Raw genomic sequence first — 18,359 nt, forward strand, 5'->3', positions numbered from 1 at the left:
TCCCTCGGACCGAGCCTCGCGCATTGGCCGCTATGTGATCACACGATTTTCTGGCGTGATCACAAAAGGCCGAAATGCGCCACAAATGCCGCTCCGCGGGCGGAAACCCCTTTTCGGGCCCGGCACGGACCGTATAGGCGGGATGAGACCGCGCACAAGACGGGACAGTGAGCGATGAACATCCACGAATACCAGGCCAAGGCGCTGCTGCGCGACTACGGCGCGCCGGTGAGCGACGGGCGCGTCGTGATGCGCGCCGAAGAGGCCAAGACCGCGGCGGGCGAACTCGACGGGCCGCTCTGGGTCGTCAAGGCGCAGATCCACGCAGGCGGCCGCGGCAAGGGCCACTTCAAGGAAGCCGGCGCCGGCGAGAAGGGCGGCGTCCGGCTGGCCAAGTCGGTCGAGGAAGCCGCGGAAGAGGCGCGGCGCATGCTGGGCCGCACGCTGGTGACGCATCAGACGGGGCCCGCGGGCAAGGAAGTGGGCCGCATCTACATCGAGGACGGCTCGGGCATCGCGCGCGAGCTCTACCTCGCGCTGCTGGTGGACCGGGTGACGAGCCGCATCTCCTACGTCTGCTCGACGGAGGGCGGCGTCGATATCGAGGAGGTGGCGGCCAGCACGCCCGACAGGATCCTGTCCTTCTCCGTCGATCCCGTGACGGGGTATCAGCCGTTCCACGGCCGCCGCATCGCCTTCGCGCTGGGTCTGGAGGGCAAGCAGGTGAAGCAGTGCGTCAGCCTGATGGGCACGCTCTACCGGCTGTTCGTGGACAAGGACATGGACATGCTGGAGATCAACCCGCTGATCGTTACCGACGAGGGGGATCTCAAGTGCCTCGACGCCAAGATGGGCTTCGATTCGAACGCGCTCTACCGGCACGCCGACATCGCCGCCCTGCGCGACGAGTCCGAGGAAGACCCCAAGGAACTCGCGGCGTCCAAGTATGACCTGAACTACATCGCGCTCGACGGCGAGATCGGCTGCATGGTCAACGGCGCGGGCCTCGCCATGGCGACGATGGACATCATCAAGCTCTACGGCGCGGAGCCCGCCAACTTCCTCGACGTGGGCGGCGGCGCCACCAAGGAGAAGGTGACCGAGGCCTTCAAGATCATCACCTCGGACGACAACGTGAAGGGCATCCTCGTCAACATCTTCGGGGGCATCATGCGCTGCGACATCATCGCCGAGGGCGTGATCGCCGCGGTCAAGGACGTGGGGCTAAAAGTGCCGCTGGTCGTGCGGCTCGAGGGCACCAACGTCGAGAAGGGCAAGGAGATCATCGCGCAATCGGGCCTTAACGTGATCGCGGCAGATGATCTGTCGGACGCGGCGCAGAAGATCGTGAAGGCGGTGAAGGGATAACGAAATGGCAGTCCTCGTCGACAAAGAAACCAAGGTCATCTGCCAGGGCTTCACCGGCTCGCAGGGCACCTTTCACTCCGAGCAGGCGATCGCCTACGGCACGAAGATGGTGGGCGGCGTGACGCCCGGAAAGGGCGGGCAGGAGCACCTCGGCCTGCCGGTCTTCAACTCCTGCCACGAGGCGGTGCAGCAGACCGGGGCCAACGCTTCCGTCATCTACGTGCCCCCGCCCTTCGCGGCGGACTCGATCCTCGAGGCCATCGACGCCGAGATCCCGCTGGTGGTCTGCATCACCGAAGGGATCCCGGTGCTCGACATGATGAAGGTCAAGCGCGCGCTGGAGGGGTCGAAGACCACGCTGATCGGCCCCAACTGCCCCGGCGTCATCACGCCGGACGCCTGCAAGATCGGCATCATGCCCGGCCACATCCACAAGCGCGGCAAGGTGGGCGTCGTCAGCCGCTCGGGCACCCTGACCTACGAGGCCGTCAAGCAGACCACCGACGTCGGGCTCGGCCAGTCCACCTGCGTGGGCATCGGCGGCGACCCGATCAAGGGGACGGAGCATATCGACGTGCTCGAGTGGTTCCTCGACGACGACGAGACGGAAGCGATCATCATGATCGGCGAGATCGGCGGCTCGGCCGAGGAGGACGCGGCTGAATTCCTCGCCGCCGAGAAGAAGAAGGGCCGCTGGAAGCCCACCGCGGGCTTCATCGCCGGCCGCACCGCGCCCCCGGGCCGCCGCATGGGCCATGCGGGCGCCATCGTCGCGGGCGGCAAGGGCGGCGCCGACGACAAGATCGAGGCGATGAAATCGGCCGGCATCACCGTCGCCGACAGCCCCGCGGGGCTGGGCGAGGCGGTGCTGAAGGCCATCGGCTGAGAAGCGTGCCGGCCAGATGCAGCGCTCGCCGTGTCCAGCCTAGGTGGAGGAGAGGAATCGTGACAGGCTGCGCGAACGCCAGCACCGGAGCGGATGGCGCCTTACTCCTCATGGAGCGAGGTCCAGCGGTCCGTCCTGATTTCGGGGTCCTTCACGCAGCCGTCGATCTCGGTGGCGAGACGGTCGAGAATGAAGGCCCGTTCACGCCGGTTCGGCGTGTAGCGGTCCTGCGGCTGGCCAAGGGCAAGCGCTCGCAGGCGCTGGCGCAGGCCGGCCGGAAAAAGCCGACGCGCCGCCGTGACCAGCGCGCCCTCGCGCAGCACCGCCTCCATCTGAGGGCGGGCATGGACCCTGCGCGCGTTGCGCCGTTCGAGCTTCGTGGACATTCCCGCACTGTCGCGACCGGCGAAACGAGCGAGGCGCTGCAGTTCGTCCGGCTCGGTCAAGCGGTGATAGTCGAGGATGAGCAGGTCCGCGCCGAAGGCCGCACGGAAGGGCGCGAGCTGGGAATGGTAGCGGGTGCGGTAAACGTGCCAGAAGAGAGGGTGGGCCATCGCACGGCGGCGGCGGTCTTCCAGTTTCAGCGAGCGCAGAAGGTTCGGGCGCTGCCAGCCGTAGCGCAGCGTGTGCTCGAACTCCGAGACGATCCGCTCCACCGGATCGCGCAGCACGGCCACAAGGCGTACGCGTCCTACATCGCTGCGCGCCGCGAAATCAGCGATCCGGCCGGGGGTCTGGGGGCAGGACAGGTTGTCCGTCGAGGCCTCGACTCGAAGGCCCGCGTCTGGCGCATGATCGAAGCGGCCGCGGAAGCCGGCCTCGGTGCCGCCGTCATGGCTGGCATGGTCGGCACCGGGTCCGGTCCAGCGCCGCTCAGTGTAGTCGGTGAAGAAAAGCGTCTCCTTGCCGCGGGCGACGGCGGTGTCGGGCCAGCCGGCCATCCATGCCGTAAGGCTCGTCGTGCCGCATTTAGGAGCGCCGAGAATGATGAGATAATCCTTGCCGTCCATTCCGGTCTCCGATGCCTTCGGCGAGCGACGGTATCTTTGCGCGGTGCCTGGCGCAATGCGCGGTGGCAGCCGACGGCGACTGCAGCTGCCGCGGCTAGACAGGAGGCCGCATGACATTCGCCGAGGCCGTCCGCCGTTGCCTGAAGCGCTACGCCACCTTCTCGGGCCGGGCGCGGCGGCCGGAATACTGGTGGTTCTTCCTCTTCGTGATGCTGGGCGGCATCGTGGCCAGCCTGATCGACGGAGCGCTCTTCGGCTTCGGCAGCGCGGACGAACCCGAGACGCAGATCGTGAGCCCGCTCTGGAGCCTCGCGATGTTCCTGCCGCTGCTGGCGGCGGGCTGGCGGCGGATGCACGACACGGGGCGGCCGGGATGGTATCTGCTCATCCCGATGCTTATCTCGCTCGCGGTGCTTTTCCTGCTGGGATTCGAGATGGCCGCCTTCCTCGCCATGGGCAGCCCGGAGACGATCGGCCCGGGTCTGGGTGCGGGCCTGGCGCTGGTGGCCGTGCTGCTGGTGGCCCAACTCGTGGCCTCGCTTCTCATCCTGTGGTGGCTCACGCGGCCCACGCAGAAGGGGCGCAACGAATACGGCCCCGAGCCGCCCGTCCGGCCGAAGGGAGACGCGCGCGCATGAGCTTCGGCACGGCGGTCAGAACCTGCCTGCGAAACTACGCGACCTTCTCGGGCCGCGCCTCGCGCCCCGAATACTGGTGGTTCGCTCTCTTCGTGGTGCTGGGCTCCATCGCGCTCAGCCTGCTCGACGGCGCGCTCTTCGGCTACGAGCCGGTCCGCGTGGCCCCCGGGGTGGTCGAATACCAGTCGCCCTCGGTGCTGTCGGGGGTCTTTTCGCTCGCCATGATCCTGCCGATCCTGGCGGCCGGCTGGCGGCGGATGCACGACAGCGGGCGCTCCGGGCTGCACCTGATCTATCCGCTGATCGTGATGGTGGGCATCGGCACCTTCGCCGCCTTCGCCGAGGGGCTCGATCCTCTGCTGACGGGCGGGCCGGGCGCGATCTTCGACAATGCCGCGACGCTGATCCTCGGCCTCGCCTCGATCGTCTTCTTCCTCTCGCCTCTTCTCGTGATCTGGTGGCTCACCCGCCCGTCCGAGCCCGGGCCGAACCGCTTCGGCCCCAACCCCCTGGAGCAAGCGCAATGACCGAGCAAAGCCCCAACGACATCTTCAAGGCCTCGAGCTTCATGCAGGGGCACAACGCCGAGTATCTGGAACAGCTCTACGCCCGCTACGCGGAGGATCCTTCCGCGGTGGACGAGGCCTGGGCCGCCTTCTTCCGCGAGCTGGGCGACCCGGGGCAAGAGGTCCGGCGCGAGGCGGAAGGGCCGTCCTGGGCTCGGCGCGACTGGCCGCCCCAGCCGGCCGACGAGCTCACCCATGCGCTCGACCTGCAATGGCCCGAGGTCGCGCCCGAGGCCAGGGCCGCGGGCGAGAAGATCCGCGACAAGGCCGAGGCGCACGGCGTGAAGGTCACCGACGAGCAGGTCAAGCGCGCGGTGCTCGACTCGGTGCGCGCGCTCATGCTGATCCGCGCCTACCGCATCCGCGGCCATCTCGCGGCCGACCTGGACCCTCTCGGCCTGCGCGAACAGACCGAGCACCCCGAGCTCGACCCCAAGTCCTACGGCTTCACCGAGGCCGACATGGACCGGCCGATCTTCATCGACAACGTGCTGGGGCTCGAAGTCGCCTCGCTCCGGCAGATCCTGGACCTGGTGAAGCGCACCTACTGCGGCACCTTCGCGCTGCAGTTCATGCACATTTCCGATCCCGAGCAGTCCGCCTGGCTGAAGGAGCGCATCGAGGGCTACGGCAAGGAGGTCAAGTTCACCCGCGAGGGCCGGCGCGCCATCCTCAAGAAGATGGTCGAGGCCGAGGGTTTCGAGAAGTTCCTCCATGTCAAGTACATGGGCACCAAGCGCTTCGGCCTCGACGGTGGCGAAAGCCTGATCCCCGCGATGGAGCAGATCATCAAGCGCGGCGGCGCGCTGGGCGTGAAGGAGATCGTGATCGGCATGCCCCACCGCGGGCGACTGTCGGTTCTGGCCAACGTGATGGGCAAGCCCTACCGCGCGATCTTCCACGAATTCCAGGGGGGCAGCTTCAAGCCCGAGGACGTGGATGGATCGGGTGACGTGAAGTACCACCTCGGCGCCTCGAGCGACCGGACCTTCGACGGCAACTCTGTCCACCTGTCGCTGACGGCGAACCCCAGCCACCTCGAGGCGGTGAACCCGGTCGTGCTCGGCAAGGCGCGCGCCAAGCAGGACCAGCATCACGACGAGGAACGCCGCGCGGTTCTGCCTGTGCTGCTGCACGGCGATGCGGCCTTCGCGGGCCAGGGCGTGGTCGCGGAATGCTTCGGCCTCTCGGGGCTGAAGGGGCACCGCACCGGCGGCACCATCCACCTGATCGTGAACAACCAGATCGGCTTCACCACCGCGCCGCACTTCAGCCGGTCGAGCCCCTACCCGACAGACATCGCGCTGATGGTCGAGGCGCCGATCTTCCACGTCAACGGCGACGACCCCGAGGCGGTGGTGCACGCCGCCAAGGTGGCCACCGAGTTCCGCCAGAAGTTCGGCAAGGACGTGGTCATCGACATCTTCTGCTACCGGCGGTTCGGTCACAACGAGGGCGACGAGCCCATGTTCACCAATCCGCTCATGTACAAGGCGATCAAGAGCCACAAGACGACGCTCAGCCTCTACACCGAGCGGCTGGTGAAGGACGACCTCATCCCCGAGGGCGAGGTCGAGGACATGAAAGCGCAGTTCCAGTCCTTCCTCAACGACGAGTTCGAGGCCGGCAAGACCTACAAGCCCAACAAGGCCGACTGGCTCGACGGGCGATGGAGCCATCTCGACCGCGAGGGGGAGAACTACCAGCGCGGCGAGACGGCGATCTCCGAAGAGACGCTGACCCGGGTGGGCGAGGCGATCATCCGCGTGCCGGACGGCTTCAACCTGCACCGGACCGTGGGCCGGCTGGTCGAGGCGCGCGCCAGGATGTTCGAGACGGGCCGCGGCTTTGACTGGGCGACCGCCGAGGCGCTCGCCTTCGGCTCGCTGCTGACCGAGGGCTACCCGGTGCGCCTGTCGGGGCAGGATTCGGTGCGCGGCACCTTCTCGCAGCGGCACTCGGCCTTCATCGACCAGAACACCGAAGAGCGCCACTTCCCGCTCAACCATATCCGCGAGGGCCAGGCCCGCTACGAGGCGATCGACTCGATGCTCTCGGAATACGCGGTGCTGGGCTTCGAATACGGCTACAGCCTCGCCGAGCCCAACGCGCTGGTGATGTGGGAGGCGCAGTTCGGCGATTTCGCCAACGGCGGCCAGATCATGTTCGACCAGTTCATCAGCTCGGGCGAGTCGAAATGGCTGCGCATGTCGGGCCTCGTCTGCCTGCTCCCGCACGGCTTCGAGGGCCAGGGCCCCGAGCACAGCTCGGCGCGGCTTGAGCGGTTCCTGCAACAATGCGGGCAGGACAACTGGATTGTTGCCAATTGCACGACGCCGGCCAACTATTTCCACATCCTGCGCCGGCAGATCCACCGCAGCTTCCGCAAACCGCTCATCCTGATGACGCCCAAGTCGCTGCTGCGCCACAAGCTCGCGATCTCGGACAAGGAGGATTTCCTCACCGGCTCCTCCTTCCACCGCGTGCTCTGGGACGACGCCGAAAAGGGCCATTCCGAAACGGAGCTGAAGCCCGACGGCGAAATCCGCCGTGTCGTGATGTGCTCGGGCAAGGTCTACTTCGACCTTCTGGAGGAGCGTGACCGCCGCGGCATCGACGACATCTACCTGCTCCGCGTCGAGCAGTTCTATCCCTTCCCCGCCCATTCGGTGGTCAAGGAACTCGAACGCTTCAAGCAGGCCGAGATGATCTGGTGTCAGGAAGAGCCCAAGAACCAGGGCGGCTGGACCTTCATGGAACCCAACCTGGAATGGGTACTGGGCCGCATCGGGGCCGCGCACGGCCGGCCGCGCTACATTGGCCGGCCGGCCTCGGCCTCGCCCGCCACGGGTCTCGCCTCGACCCACAAGAAACAGCAGGAAGCGCTGGTCGATCAGGCGCTCACGATCGAAGGATAACGGGAATGACAGTCGAAGTCCGCGTGCCCACCCTGGGCGAAAGCGTCACCGAGGCGACCGTCGCCACCTGGTTCAAGAAGCCGGGCGACAGCGTCGCCGAGGACGAGATGCTCTGCGAACTGGAGACCGACAAGGTCACGGTCGAGGTGCCCGCCCCCGCCTCGGGCGTGCTCTCCGACATCGTGGCCGAGGAAGGCGCGAGCGTCGGCGTCGACGCCCTCCTGGCCAATATCGCCGAAGCGGGCGAAGCCGGCTCCGCCACGCCCGAACCGCGCCCCTCGACCACGCAGGAGAGCGGCAAGGCGCCGTCGGAGGGCAAGGCACCCACCGAGGACGGCAAGGAGGTCGACGTGATGGTCCCCGCGCTGGGTGAAAGCGTGAGCGAGGCCACCGTCTCGACCTGGTTCAAGGCGGTGGGCGACACCGTCGAGGCCGACGAGATGCTCTGCGAGCTCGAAACCGACAAGGTCTCGGTCGAGGTGCCCGCGCCCGCCGCCGGCATGCTCTCGGAAATCCTGGCCGACGAGGGCGCGACCGTGGAGGCCGGCGGGAGGCTCGCCGTGCTCAAGAGCGGCGAAGGCGCCGCGCCCGCCAGCGAGGCGCCGGAGCAAGAGGCCGAGGCGGAACCGAAACCCGAGGCCCCCGCCCGCGAGACCGGGCGCGGCGACGTCGAGGATGCGCCGGCCGCGAAGAAGGCGATGGCCGAGGCCGGCCTCGCGCGCGACCAGGTGCAGGGCTCGGGCCGCGACGGCCGCGTGATGAAGGAGGACGTGGCCAGGGCCGTGGCCGCCGGCACCGCCGCCAGGGCCCCCGCGCCGGAACCCGCCCCCGCGCCGCGCGCCCCCGTGCCGGCCGAGGATGCGAGCCGCGAGGAACGGGTCAAGATGACCCGCCTGCGCCAGACCATCGCGCGCCGGCTCAAGGACGCGCAGAACACCGCCGCCATGCTGACCACCTACAACGAGGTGGACATGAAGGCGGTGATGGAGCTGCGCTCCGAATACAAGGACCTCTTCGAGAAGAAGCACGGCGTGCGGCTGGGCTTCATGTCCTTCTTCACAAAGGCCTGCGCCCATGCGCTCAAGGAAGTGCCCGAGGTCAACGCCGAGATCGACGGCACCGACATCGTCTACAAGAACTTCGTGCACATGGGCATCGCCACCGGCACGCCGCAGGGCCTCGTCGTCCCGGTGATCCGCGACGCCGACGCCAAGTCCTTCGCCGAACTGGAAAAGGAGATGGCCGAGAAGGCGAAGCGCGCCCGCGACGGCAAGCTCTCGATGGCAGAGATGCAGGGCGGCACCTTCACCATCTCCAACGGCGGCGTCTACGGCTCGCTGATGTCCTCGCCCATCCTCAACCCGCCCCAGTCCGGCATCCTCGGGATGCACAAGATTCAGGACCGTCCCGTCGTGGTGAAGGGCGAGATCGTGGTGCGCCCGATGATGTATCTGGCGCTCAGCTACGACCACCGCATCGTCGACGGCAAGGGCGCGGTCACCTTCCTCGTGCGCGTGAAGGAGGCGCTCGAGGACCCGCGGCGCCTGCTTATGGATCTGTAGCGGTGCGCCGGAACGGCGCACCCTACGCGGCGGCGCGCGCCGATGCGCCGCCCCAGCACAGGGACAGATGCGGGATCGCCCCATGACCCCCGAACTCACCGCCCTCGCCCTCGCCGTGCTGCTGCAGGCCGTGCAGCTCTCGATCTATTCGATCCTGGGCCAGAAGGCCGCCGGCACGCGGGCCGCGCTGAAACCGCGCGACGAGCCCATCCCGCTCCCGGGCCGCGCGGGCCGCGCCAAGCGCGCGATGGAGAACCACTTCGAGGGGCTGATCCTCTTCACCGCCGCCGTGCTGGTCGTCACGGCCTCCGGCAAGGCCAGCGCCCTCACCGCCGCGATGGCCTGGACCTACCTCGCCGCGCGCATCCTCTACGTGCCCGCCTACCTCTTCGGCTGGGTGCCCTGGCGGTCGCTCATCTGGGCGGTTGGGTTCCTGGCCACCCTCGCCATGGTGCTCGCGGCGCTCCTGTGACTTCTTCTTGGCTGAAATATCCCGGGGGGTGAGGCCGAAGGCCGAGGGGGGCAGCGCCCCCCTCCCCCGCCCAACAGAAAGGACAGACCGAATGGCCTCCTACGACGTGATCGTGATCGGCTCCGGCCCCGGCGGCTACGTGGCCGCCATCCGCTGCGCGCAGCTTGGGCTCAGGACCGCCTGCGTGGAGGGCCGCGAGAGGCTGGGCGGCACCTGCCTCAACGTGGGCTGCATCCCCTCGAAGGCGCTGCTGCACGCCTCGCACCAGCTGCACGAGGCGCAGCACAACTTCGAGAAGATGGGCCTCAAGGTCGGCGCGCCCAAGGTCGACTGGAAGGCGATGCTGGCCTACAAGGACGAGACGATCGCCACGAACACGAAGGGCGTCGAGTTCCTGTTCAAGAAGAACAAGATCGACTGGCTCAAGGGCTGGGGCTCGATCCCACAGGCCGGCAAGGTCAGGGTCGGCGACGAGACGCACGAAGCGAAACACATCATCATCGCCACCGGCTCCGAGGCCTCGGGCCTTCCGGGCGTCGAGATCGACGAAAAGACCGTGGTCACCTCCACCGGCGCGCTGGAACTGGGCAAGATCCCTAAGAAGATGGCGGTGATCGGCGGCGGGGTGATCGGCCTTGAGCTCGGCTCGGTCTACGCCCGCCTCGGCACCGAGGTCACGGTGATCGAATACCTCGACCACATCACGCCGGGCATGGACGGCGAGGTGCAGAAGAGCTTCCAGCGCATCCTCAAGAAGCAGGGACTCTCCTTCGTCATGGGCGCGGCGGTGCAGTCGGTCGAGACGCTCAAGACCAAGGCCAAGGTGCACTACAAGCTGCGCAAGGACGACAGCGACGCCACGCTCGACGCAGATGTCGTGCTCGTCTCCACCGGGCGGCGCCCCTTCACCGAGGGGCTGGGCCTCGACAAGCTGGGCGTCGAGACCACCGAGCGCGGTCAGGTCAAGACCGATGCGCACTGGCAGACCAACGTCGAGGGCGTCTACGCCATCGGCGACGCCATCGCGGGCCCGATGCTCGCCCACAAGGCCGAGGACGAGGGCATGGCAGTGGCCGAGGTGATCGCGGGCAAGGCGGGGCATGTGAACTACGGCGTGATCCCGTCGGTCATCTACACCCACCCCGAGGTCGCCGCCGTGGGCGAGACCGAGGAGACGCTGAAGGAGGCCGGCCGCGCCTACAAGGCAGGCAAGTTCATGTTCATGGGCAACGGGCGGGCCAAGGCCAATTTCGCGGCCGACGGCTTCGTCAAGATCCTCGCCGACAAGGAGACCGACCGCATCCTCGGCGCGCATATCGTGGGCCCCTCGGCGGGCGATTTGATCCACGAGATCTGCGTGGCGATGGAGTTCGGCGCCTCGGCAGAGGATCTGGCGCTCACCTGCCACGCGCATCCGACCTATTCCGAGGCTGTGCGCGAGGCCGCGCTCGCCTGCGGCGACGGCCCGATCCACGCGTGATGGTGGCCCGGTCCTGCCAGCGCCGCTGACAGCGCGTCGACAGCTACCCGATCACGGGGCGCGGCCGCTTTCGCGCTCCGATCCCCTTGCCATTCAGGCTCGCAAGTGCGCTTTGCGCCTGTCACGTCTTGCAGCGAGTGGGCCGGGACATTGGGCCAGCCGTCGCGATGCATGCCCGGCCGCTCACCTTGCGCTCCGCGTCTGAGCTCCGGTATGCAGCGTCCCGCTGCCTGCTTCTGCCATCAGCGCGTCCGACCGCTCTTCCACTTCGCGTTCGAGCCGCGCCATGAACTCCGCCGCCGAGAGGCCGGGCGCGATGGGTTCGAGGAACTCCACCACCGCGAGGCCCGGCTTGCGCAGGATCCCCCGGCGCGGCCAGAAGAGGCCCACGTTGGTCGCCGCCGGCACGCAGGGCTGGCCGGTCGTCTCGTAGAGGACGGCCGTGCCGATCTTGTAGGGCGCCTTGACCCCCGGGGCGACGCGCGTGCCCTGGGGGTAGATGATCAGCTGCCCCGGCGGCGCGTCGCCGCGGCTCACGCCCGCCTTCATCTGGCGCATCGCCTCGGCCCGGCGGCCGCGGTCCACCGGCACGCAGCCGATCCGCAGCGCGTACCAGCCGAGGATGGGCGCCCATCTGAGCTCGCGCTTCATGATGAACTTGGGCCGCGGCACCGCGCTCACGATCAGGATGATGTCGAGAAAGCTCTGGTGCTTGGCCGCGATGAGGACTTCCCCGGTCGGCACGCGGCCGCGCACCTCGGTCCTCAGCCCGACCATCCAGCGCGCCGACCAGCGCACCCAGGCGCACCAGGTGTGCACGGCGGCATAGGCGCCGCGTCGATCGGCCAGCGCCCAGGGCGTGAAGAAGACCGCCATCAGCGCCATCATCGCATAGATCTGGCCCACGAAGAGCGCGGAGAGCAGCCAGCGCATCAGTCGAGCCCCCGCAGCGTGCGCCGCGCGGCAAGGCCGGTCGCGGCCCAGGCGACCGCCCCGGCGAGCGGCGGGACGGCCAGCGGCACCGCCCATTCCGCGCCAAGCAGGCCCAGTGCGGTGAGAAACCCATCCGCGCCCTCCTGCGGCAGGAGCGCCACCGCGCCCATGCCCGCGGCGGTGCCGAGCGTCGCGCCGCCAAGGGCCCGCAGCGTGAAGCGGCGGGTGAAGGCCTGCGCGATGTAGCGGTCGCGCGCGCCCACGAGCCGCAGCACGCCGATCACCTGCACGTTGGCCGCGAGCGCGGCCTGGGCCGCGAGAGTGATCATCGCGGCGACCGCGCCGCCGATCAGCCCGATGGAGGCCCAGCCGAGCGCGCGCAGCCGGTCGGCCGCGCGCACCAGCGGCCGTCGCCAGCGGGTATGGTCGTCGAGCACCGCGCCGGGCACCTCGGCCGCGAGCCGCAGGCGAAGGCCTTGCACATCGAACCCCTCGTCCGTCTCCACGATCTCTATGAGCCGGGGGATGGGCAGCCGCTCGACCGGCAGGTCCGGGCCGAGCCAGGGCGCCAAAAGGGTGCGCTGTTCCTCGTCTGTCAGCGCACGCGCGCTGGCCACGCCAGGCGTCTGTTCGAGGATGCGCAGGGCCGCCTCGGTCTGCTCGGCCATCTGTCCGTCCGGGGCCGAGATGCGCAGCGTCGCGGTGCGCGCCAGCGCCTCGCCCCAGCGATCCGCGAGGCGGCCCGCCGAGAAGGAAAGCGCGAGCGCGAAGACCGCCAGAAAAGCCATCGCGGCGGAGGTGAAGACGGTGAGCCAGGCGGTGAAGCCCGTGGGCGGGACGACCCGCGCCGCCTGGGCATCGCCCGCGAGAAAGGCCGGAAGCACCCTCACAGCTCCGCCCCCGCCACGCTCAGTCGCCGGTCGGCGATCCGCAGCACGCGCGCCTGGACATGCGGTTTCGTGGCCCGGATCAGCGCGAGGTCATGCGTCGCCAGCAGCACCGCCTTGCCCAGCCGGTTCAGTTCTATCAGGAGCTGCATCAGCCGCTGCGACATCTCCCAGTCGACGTTGCCGGTGGGCTCGTCCGCGAGGATCACGTCGGGCGACATGATCACGGCCCGTGCGAGCGCCGCGCGCTGCCGCTCGCCGCCCGACAGCTCCGGCGGGAGCGCCTGCGCACGCGCCGACAAACCGACCCAGGCGAGAAGCTCGGCTAGGTTCTCCGCGTCCGCGGTCCGCCCCGTCTCGGAGACCGCGACCGGCAGCGCCACGTTCTCGGCGACCGGGAGATGATCGAGGAACTGGCAGTCCTGGTGAACGACGCCGATCCGCCGGCGGGCGCGGGCCACGCCGTCGCGGTCCATCTGCGCGAGATCCCGGCCGAACAGACCGATCCGACCCGCCGTGGGCCGCAGCGCGGCGTAGCACAGCCGCAGCAGCGTGGTCTTTCCCGCTCCGGAGGGGCCGGTCAGGAAATGAAAACTCCCCGGCGCGAGCGTCAGATCGATCTCGCGCAGCAGATCGCCGCCGCCATAGCTGTAGCTCACGCCTTCGAGCTCGATCACGCCTGCCCCCTCGCCTGCCCGCGATTTGTTGTGCCTCAGCACCGATCTGCATGCAATCGGCGCAACTTGCGGGCAATGCCCTTTCGCGCGATATAACCGCGGCCTACTCTGTGCGAAACCGGCGCGAGGCCGGACGGTTTGGGGGCGGAGATGCGGCTGACTTGCCCGAACTGCGGGGCGCAATACGAAGTACCGGAGGACGTCATTCCCGACGAGGGGCGGGACGTCCAATGCTCGAACTGTGGCTTCACCTGGTTCCAGACTCCGGACGGCCCCGCAGAGCCCGCCGCCGAGGTCGCCCCTGAGGCGGCGCCGCAAGCGGAACCGGAACCCGAACCCGAGCCTGTCGCCGACGCCGGGAGGACCGTCGCGCCAGACGAGGACGGCGCGCCTGCACGCGCCGCCGAGCCGGAGCCGCAGACAGCGCCACAACCTGCGCCCGAGGCCTCGGAAGCCCCGCCCGATCAGACGGAGACGCCGCGCCGCCGGCTCGACCCGGAGGTCGAGGGGCTGCTTCGCGAAGAGGCGGAGCGCGAGACGCGCGCGCGCGCCGCCGACAGCCAGCCGCTCGAAACGCAGCCCGACCTGGGGCTGGAGGAAACCCGCGCCGCGGACGACGCCGAGCAGCGCTCGCGCGCGGCGCGCGAGCACATGAGCCGCATCAGGGGCGAAGACACCGGCGAGAGCGAGGCCGCCCGCCGCAGCTCCCGCGGCAGTCTGCTGCCCGACATAGACGAGATCAACTCCAGCCTGAGGAGCGGCGGGGACACGGCACGCGAGCCCGCGCCCGAGCCGGAGCCCGTGGAGCAACCCGAGGCGCCCCCCGCCCGCGGCGGCTTCGCCCGCGGCTTCGCGATCGCGCTGCTGCTCGGCGTCGTGGTGATCGTGCTCTACGCCAACGCGGACCGCATCGCCGAGGCGCTACCGGGCTTCGCGCCGCTGCTCGACGCCTATGTCGCCGCAATGGACGCGGCCCGAGGATGGGCGGCCGAGACGATTACCGCGCTGCTCGTCTGGCTCGACGGGCTGGCCGGCGACTGATCGGCGCGGCGACGCGCAAGAGATCCGTCTGGCGACGCGAGCGGTCTCAGAATCGTTCGAGCAGCCTTTCCAGATAGTCGAGTTCGACGTCCGGGCGCCCGGCCTCCCCGCTTCGGCGGCGCAGCTCCTCGAGCAGATCCTGCGCACGGCGATACACATCCTCGCCCTGCAGCAGGCTCTCCTCGGTGCCCAGCTGGCCGCCCGAGCCCGCGCTGCGGCCCAGCGGATCGCGCGGCTCGCCGGAGGGATCGCCTTCGGCCATGCCCTGCTGACCCTGACCCTGCTGCTGGCCCTGCTGCTGCGCGAGCGCCTCGCCCATGTTGCGCATGCCCTCGCGCAGGGCATCCATCGCCTCGGCCTGACGATCGATCGCCTCGGCGAGATCGCCCTCGCCCAGCGCGCGTTCGGCACCCTCCATCGCCCCCTCGGCCCGGTCCAGCGCCTCGCGCGCGGCCTCGCCCGCCTCTCCGCCGAGGCCGGGCAGACCCTGCCGCTGGCGGCCGAGCTCGTTGCGCAGCGCGCGCTGGCGTTCTTCGAGGCTCTCGCCAAGGCCCTGCCCCTCGCCGGGCTGCGCCTGTTGCTGGCCCTGCCCCTGTCCGGGCTGGCCCTGCTGACCCTGTTGCCCTGGCTGGCCCTGCTGCCCTTGGCCGAACTGCTGGCCCGGACGCTGCTGGCCCTGCTGGCCCTGCCCCTGCTGCTGGCCCTGCTGGTTGCCGGGATTGAACTGTTCCTGCAACTCGCGGAAGGCTTCGTCCGAGAGGCCCTGCTGCTCGCGCAGCGTCTCGGCGAGGCCCTCCATCGCCTGCTGGCCGGGCGAGGGCTGGCCCTGACCTTGCGTGACGCGCATGTTCTCCATCATCTGCTGAAGCTGGCGCAGCGCTTCCTGCGCCTCGGCCATGCGGCCCTGCTCCATCAGCTCCTGGATGCGGTCCATCATGCGCTGCAGGTCATTCTGCGTCATCTGCATGCCGGGCATCTGCTGGGCCTGCTGGTTCTGCTGGCCCTCTTCGCCCTCCTGCATCTGACGGCGCGCGAGCTCGCGGATGTACTCGTCGGTCGCCTCTCGCAGCTCCTGCATGAGCTCGGCGATCTCCTCGTCGGAGGCGCCGTTGCGCATCGCCTCGCTCAACCGATCCTGCGCCCGCCGCAGCCGTTCGAGCGCATCGCCCAGATCGCCCTCTTCCAGGAGGAGCGCCAGATCCCAGAGCGCATCCGCGACATCGTCGCGCTGATCCTCGGTGAGACCATGGCGCGTGAAGGTCTCGAGCCGGCGCAGGATCACCCGCAGCCGCAGATAGGTCGTCTCGGAGCGAAAGACGTCCTCGGGCATGTAGGAGATCGCGCGCAGGACCTGTGCCACCCGCCCGGCGTTGTCGCGCGTCCAGAGCAGGTCGCGCCGCTGCTCGGCCACCGCGGCGGCCAGGGGGTCGAAGAACCGCCGCCCCGGCAGGCTCATGGTGCGCGGCTCCGAAACGCCCGTCTGCCCCGCGGCATCCTCGACGGTCAGCCGCACCTCGACCGGCAGGTTGGACCACGGGTGCTTGGAAAAATCCTCGATCAGCGTCTCTTCGAACTCGGCGCGGTCGCCGGAGATCGGCAGCGGCAGCGGCACCTCGATGGCCGGGCGCGCCTCGGGCTCGGACTTGAGGCCGTAGCGGCGGTCCACCGCGTCGAGATCAAGCGCGATGCGCGCAGTGCCGGCCACCACGCCGTAGTCGTCCTCGGCCTCGAAGGGCAGCGTCATCTCGCCGCGCGCCGAAGCCTCGGCCTCGCCCGCGAGCGCCACCTCGGGCGCCCTGTCGGGCCGCAGCGCCACGTCCCAGGCCCGGCCGCCCGGTCCCTCGACCGACAGACGCCCGTCGCGGGCGACCTCGAACACCTGGCTCGGCTCCGCCGCGGGCTCTTCCGGCGCGGGCTGGCCCGAAACGGTCTCGCGCACGGTCAGGTCGCCCACCTCGCCATAGAGCCTGAGCGTGATCTGGCTGCCTTCGGCGACGGAGAGGTCGCCCGGCGCGATGTCGTTGAGATAGACGGCCGGCAGCCGCGTGTAGGCGGGCGGCTCTACCCAGCCTTCCCAGGCAGGCCCGCCCGCTAGCGCCTGCGCCTGTCCGGGCGCCATTTCGGCCACCGACCCGATGCGCAGCACCGAGCCGAACAAGAGCGCCACCGCGAGCGCCAGAAGTGCCACGTAGCGCAGCGCGAAGGGATCGCGGCGGGCCACCCGCAGATCAGGCGCCGGGGCCCGCGCCGCAGCGGCCCGCTCCGCCATGCGCGCCTGATGCGCGCGCCAGACCGCCGCCGAGGCCGCGTCCGTCGCGCCCACCGCCTGCGCGTCGAGGATGGTGGCGATCGGCCGTCCCGCCATTGTCGCGTCGAGCCGCGCAAGCGCCTCGACCTCGCCCGGCCAGCGGAACTGCCGGAGTCCGCGCCACAGCGCCCAGAGCGCGCCGGCCGAAGCCAGCGCGGCGGCGGCCCAGACCGCCTCGACCGGCACCATGTCCTGCACGCCGAGCATCAGCAGCGCGAGCACCGCCGCGGCGATCGACCACAGCGGCCAGAAGGCGCGGCTCGCCCGCTCGGCGGCCATGCCCCACCGCGTCAACTGCACCGGCCGGCGCAGACGGGTCAGGATCTCGGGGGTGTCGGCAGTCTCTCGATCTCGCATCGCGGCTCGGCGCTCCCGCATCGGCGGTGTGGTCAGGCCGATCCTCGCGGGACTCGCACCGCTACAGCCATTGGGGGATGGTATCGCGCGCGAGGATTTCGTCAAAGGTCGGCCGCGGGCGGATGACCGCAACGTGATCGCCGCTCACCAGCACCTCGGGCACCAGCGGCCGGGTGTTGTACTCGCTCGCCATCACCGCGCCGTAGGCGCCGGCCGACCGGAAGGCGACCAGATCGCCCTCGGCCAGCGGCGGCAGCGGCCGTGCTCGCGCGAAGGTGTCGCCCGTCTCGCAGACCGGGCCCACCACGTCGAAGGGCGCCGTCGGCGCGCCCGCCGCTGCCTCCCTAATGGGCACGATGTCGTGCCAGGCGTCGTACATCGCGGGCCGGATCAGGTCATTCATCGCCGCGTCGAGAATCACGAAGTCGCGCCCCTCGCCCTCCTTCACCCAGAGCACGCGGCTCACGAGAATCCCGGCGTTGCCCGCAATCAGCCGCCCGGGCTCGATCTCGATCTCGCAGCCCAGGTGCCCCACGGTGCGGCGGATCATCGCGCCGTAATCGGCGGGCAGCGGCGGCACCTCGTTCGACCGCGCGTAGGGGATCCCCAGCCCCCCGCCCAGGTCGAGGCGCCGGATGTCGTGCCCGTCGGCGCGCAGCGCCTCGGTCAGCTCCGCCACCTTGCCGTAGGCCACCTCGAAGGGCGCGAGGTCGGTGAGCTGGCTGCCGATGTGCACGTCCACGCCCACCACCTCCAGCCCCGGCAGGCGCGCGGCCTCGGCATAGACCTCGCGCGCCCGCGCAAGGGGCACGCCGAACTTGTTCTCCGACTTGCCGGTGGCGATCTTGGCGTGGGTCTTGGCGTCCACATCCGGGTTCACGCGCACGGTCACGGGCACGGTCGCGCCCATCGACACAGCCACCTCGGACAGCGCCCGCATCTCCGGCTCGCTCTCCAGGTTGACCTGCCGGACGCCGCCGTCCAAAGCCAGCCGCATCTCCTCGCGGGTCTTGCCCACGCCGGAAAAGACGATGCGGTCGCCCGGCACGCCGGCGGCCCGCGCGCGCCGGTATTCCCCGCCCGAGACCACGTCCATCCCCGCGCCCATGTCGCCCAGCAGCTTCAGGAGCGCGAGGTTCGAGGCTGCCTTGACCGCGTAACAGACCAGATGCGGCCCCCAGTCGAGCGCCTCGTCGAAAAGCCGGTAGTGCCGCGCGAGCGTCGCCGCAGAATAGAGGTAGAAGGGCGTGCCCACC

The 18,359-nt window shown here is 69.7% G+C and carries 15 protein-coding genes; 9 read left to right on the plus strand and 6 right to left on the minus strand.

Annotated elements, in window-relative coordinates:
• The first annotated feature begins 174 nt into the window (after positions 1–174).
• Positions 175–1,368 carry an ADP-forming succinate--CoA ligase subunit beta gene (gene sucC / locus DRV85_RS13935; protein WP_113290079.1) on the plus strand — a complete coding sequence of 398 codons (1,194 nt, stop codon included), beginning with the start codon at positions 175–177 and terminating at the stop codon, positions 1,366–1,368.
• A gap of 4 nt (positions 1,369–1,372) precedes the next feature.
• Positions 1,373–2,254: a succinate--CoA ligase subunit alpha gene (gene sucD / locus DRV85_RS13940; RefSeq protein WP_113290080.1), complete on the plus strand. Its 882-nt coding sequence runs from the start codon at positions 1,373–1,375 to the stop codon at positions 2,252–2,254.
• Positions 2,255–2,355: 101 nt separating this feature from the next.
• On the opposite strand, the gene DRV85_RS13945 is transcribed toward sucD, so the two are convergent.
• Entirely contained in the window at positions 2,356–3,264 is a 909-nt protein-coding gene (locus DRV85_RS13945; protein WP_113290081.1) for a hypothetical protein, read from the minus strand.
• 110 nt (positions 3,265–3,374) lie between these two features.
• Between DRV85_RS13945 and DRV85_RS13950 the strand changes: the two genes are divergently transcribed.
• From DRV85_RS13950 to lpdA, 6 genes are all read left to right on the plus strand, one after another.
• Entirely contained in the window at positions 3,375–3,902 is a 528-nt protein-coding gene (locus DRV85_RS13950; RefSeq protein WP_113290082.1) for a DUF805 domain-containing protein, read from the plus strand.
• Complete coding sequence (locus DRV85_RS13955) at positions 3,899–4,429, plus strand: DUF805 domain-containing protein (RefSeq protein ID WP_113290083.1); 531 nt, start codon at positions 3,899–3,901, stop codon at positions 4,427–4,429. Before DRV85_RS13950 ends, DRV85_RS13955 begins: the two co-directional genes overlap by 4 nt.
• Positions 4,426–7,386: a 2-oxoglutarate dehydrogenase E1 component gene (locus DRV85_RS13960; RefSeq protein WP_113290084.1), complete on the plus strand. Its 2,961-nt coding sequence runs from the start codon at positions 4,426–4,428 to the stop codon at positions 7,384–7,386. Before DRV85_RS13955 ends, DRV85_RS13960 begins: the two co-directional genes overlap by 4 nt.
• A gap of 5 nt (positions 7,387–7,391) precedes the next feature.
• On the plus strand, positions 7,392–8,948 hold the full coding sequence (odhB, locus tag DRV85_RS13965; protein WP_113290085.1) for a 2-oxoglutarate dehydrogenase complex dihydrolipoyllysine-residue succinyltransferase: 1,557 nt from the start codon (positions 7,392–7,394) through the stop codon (positions 8,946–8,948).
• Positions 8,949–9,030: 82 nt separating this feature from the next.
• The gene (locus DRV85_RS13970) at positions 9,031–9,420 is read left to right on the plus strand and encodes an MAPEG family protein (protein WP_113290086.1); all 390 of its coding nucleotides are present in this window, start codon (positions 9,031–9,033) and stop codon (positions 9,418–9,420) included.
• A gap of 91 nt (positions 9,421–9,511) precedes the next feature.
• Positions 9,512–10,900, plus strand: coding sequence for a dihydrolipoyl dehydrogenase (lpdA, locus tag DRV85_RS13975; RefSeq protein ID WP_113290087.1), 1,389 nt, complete (start codon positions 9,512–9,514; stop codon positions 10,898–10,900).
• A 183-nt stretch (positions 10,901–11,083) separates the two neighbouring features.
• Here the strand turns inward: lpdA and DRV85_RS13980 are convergent, their stop codons facing one another.
• The 3 genes from DRV85_RS13980 to DRV85_RS13990 are packed head-to-tail and all read right to left on the minus strand — an operon-like array spanning position 11,084 to position 13,397.
• Positions 11,084–11,833 carry a lysophospholipid acyltransferase family protein gene (locus DRV85_RS13980; protein ID WP_113290088.1) on the minus strand — a complete coding sequence of 250 codons (750 nt, stop codon included), beginning with the start codon at positions 11,831–11,833 and terminating at the stop codon, positions 11,084–11,086.
• Positions 11,833–12,717: a cell division protein FtsX gene (locus DRV85_RS13985; RefSeq protein WP_233495521.1), complete on the minus strand. Its 885-nt coding sequence runs from the start codon at positions 12,715–12,717 to the stop codon at positions 11,833–11,835. The genes DRV85_RS13980 and DRV85_RS13985 overlap by 1 nt, the downstream gene beginning before the upstream one ends.
• Before the next feature lie 2 nt (positions 12,718–12,719).
• On the minus strand, positions 12,720–13,397 hold the full coding sequence (locus DRV85_RS13990; protein ID WP_113290090.1) for a cell division ATP-binding protein FtsE: 678 nt from the start codon (positions 13,395–13,397) through the stop codon (positions 12,720–12,722).
• Between the two features lie 150 nt (positions 13,398–13,547).
• On the opposite strand from DRV85_RS13990, the gene DRV85_RS13995 reads away from it, so the two are divergent.
• Positions 13,548–14,438: a zinc-ribbon domain-containing protein gene (locus tag DRV85_RS13995; protein WP_113290091.1), complete on the plus strand. Its 891-nt coding sequence runs from the start codon at positions 13,548–13,550 to the stop codon at positions 14,436–14,438.
• A gap of 46 nt (positions 14,439–14,484) precedes the next feature.
• Here DRV85_RS13995 and DRV85_RS14000 read toward each other — a convergent pair whose 3' ends face one another.
• Complete coding sequence (locus DRV85_RS14000) at positions 14,485–17,103, minus strand: TIGR02302 family protein (RefSeq protein WP_233495522.1); 2,619 nt, start codon at positions 17,101–17,103, stop codon at positions 14,485–14,487.
• A 61-nt stretch (positions 17,104–17,164) separates the two neighbouring features.
• Positions 17,165–18,359, minus strand: a 1,195-nt coding sequence (gene lysA, locus DRV85_RS14005) for a diaminopimelate decarboxylase (protein ID WP_113290092.1), incomplete at its 5' end; no start/stop codon positions are given.

The organism is Rhodosalinus halophilus (genome assembly GCF_003298775.1).
In the GTDB taxonomy this organism is placed as follows: Bacteria; Pseudomonadota; Alphaproteobacteria; order Rhodobacterales; family Rhodobacteraceae; genus Rhodosalinus; species Rhodosalinus halophilus.

What these genes read in the sequence shown, in the direction of transcription:
- DRV85_RS13960 (WP_113290084.1), top strand. Translation starts at nt 4,426, where the DNA reads ATGACCGAGCAAAGCCCCAACGACATCTTCAAGGCCTCGAGCTTCATG.
- DRV85_RS13950 (WP_113290082.1), top strand. Translation starts at nt 3,375, where the DNA reads ATGACATTCGCCGAGGCCGTCCGCCGTTGCCTGAAGCGCTACGCCACC.
- DRV85_RS13970 (WP_113290086.1), top strand. Translation starts at nt 9,031, where the DNA reads ATGACCCCCGAACTCACCGCCCTCGCCCTCGCCGTGCTGCTGCAGGCC.
- DRV85_RS13955 (WP_113290083.1), top strand. Translation starts at nt 3,899, where the DNA reads ATGAGCTTCGGCACGGCGGTCAGAACCTGCCTGCGAAACTACGCGACC.
- odhB (WP_113290085.1), top strand. Translation starts at nt 7,392, where the DNA reads ATGACAGTCGAAGTCCGCGTGCCCACCCTGGGCGAAAGCGTCACCGAG.
- sucD (WP_113290080.1), top strand. Translation starts at nt 1,373, where the DNA reads ATGGCAGTCCTCGTCGACAAAGAAACCAAGGTCATCTGCCAGGGCTTC.
- lpdA (WP_113290087.1), top strand. Translation starts at nt 9,512, where the DNA reads ATGGCCTCCTACGACGTGATCGTGATCGGCTCCGGCCCCGGCGGCTAC.
- DRV85_RS13945 (WP_113290081.1), bottom strand. Translation starts at nt 3,264, where the DNA reads ATGGACGGCAAGGATTATCTCATCATTCTCGGCGCTCCTAAATGCGGC.
- sucC (WP_113290079.1), top strand. Translation starts at nt 175, where the DNA reads ATGAACATCCACGAATACCAGGCCAAGGCGCTGCTGCGCGACTACGGC.
- DRV85_RS13995 (WP_113290091.1), top strand. Translation starts at nt 13,548, where the DNA reads ATGCGGCTGACTTGCCCGAACTGCGGGGCGCAATACGAAGTACCGGAG.
- DRV85_RS14000 (WP_233495522.1), bottom strand. Translation starts at nt 17,103, where the DNA reads ATGCGAGATCGAGAGACTGCCGACACCCCCGAGATCCTGACCCGTCTG.
- DRV85_RS13980 (WP_113290088.1), bottom strand. Translation starts at nt 11,833, where the DNA reads ATGCGCTGGCTGCTCTCCGCGCTCTTCGTGGGCCAGATCTATGCGATG.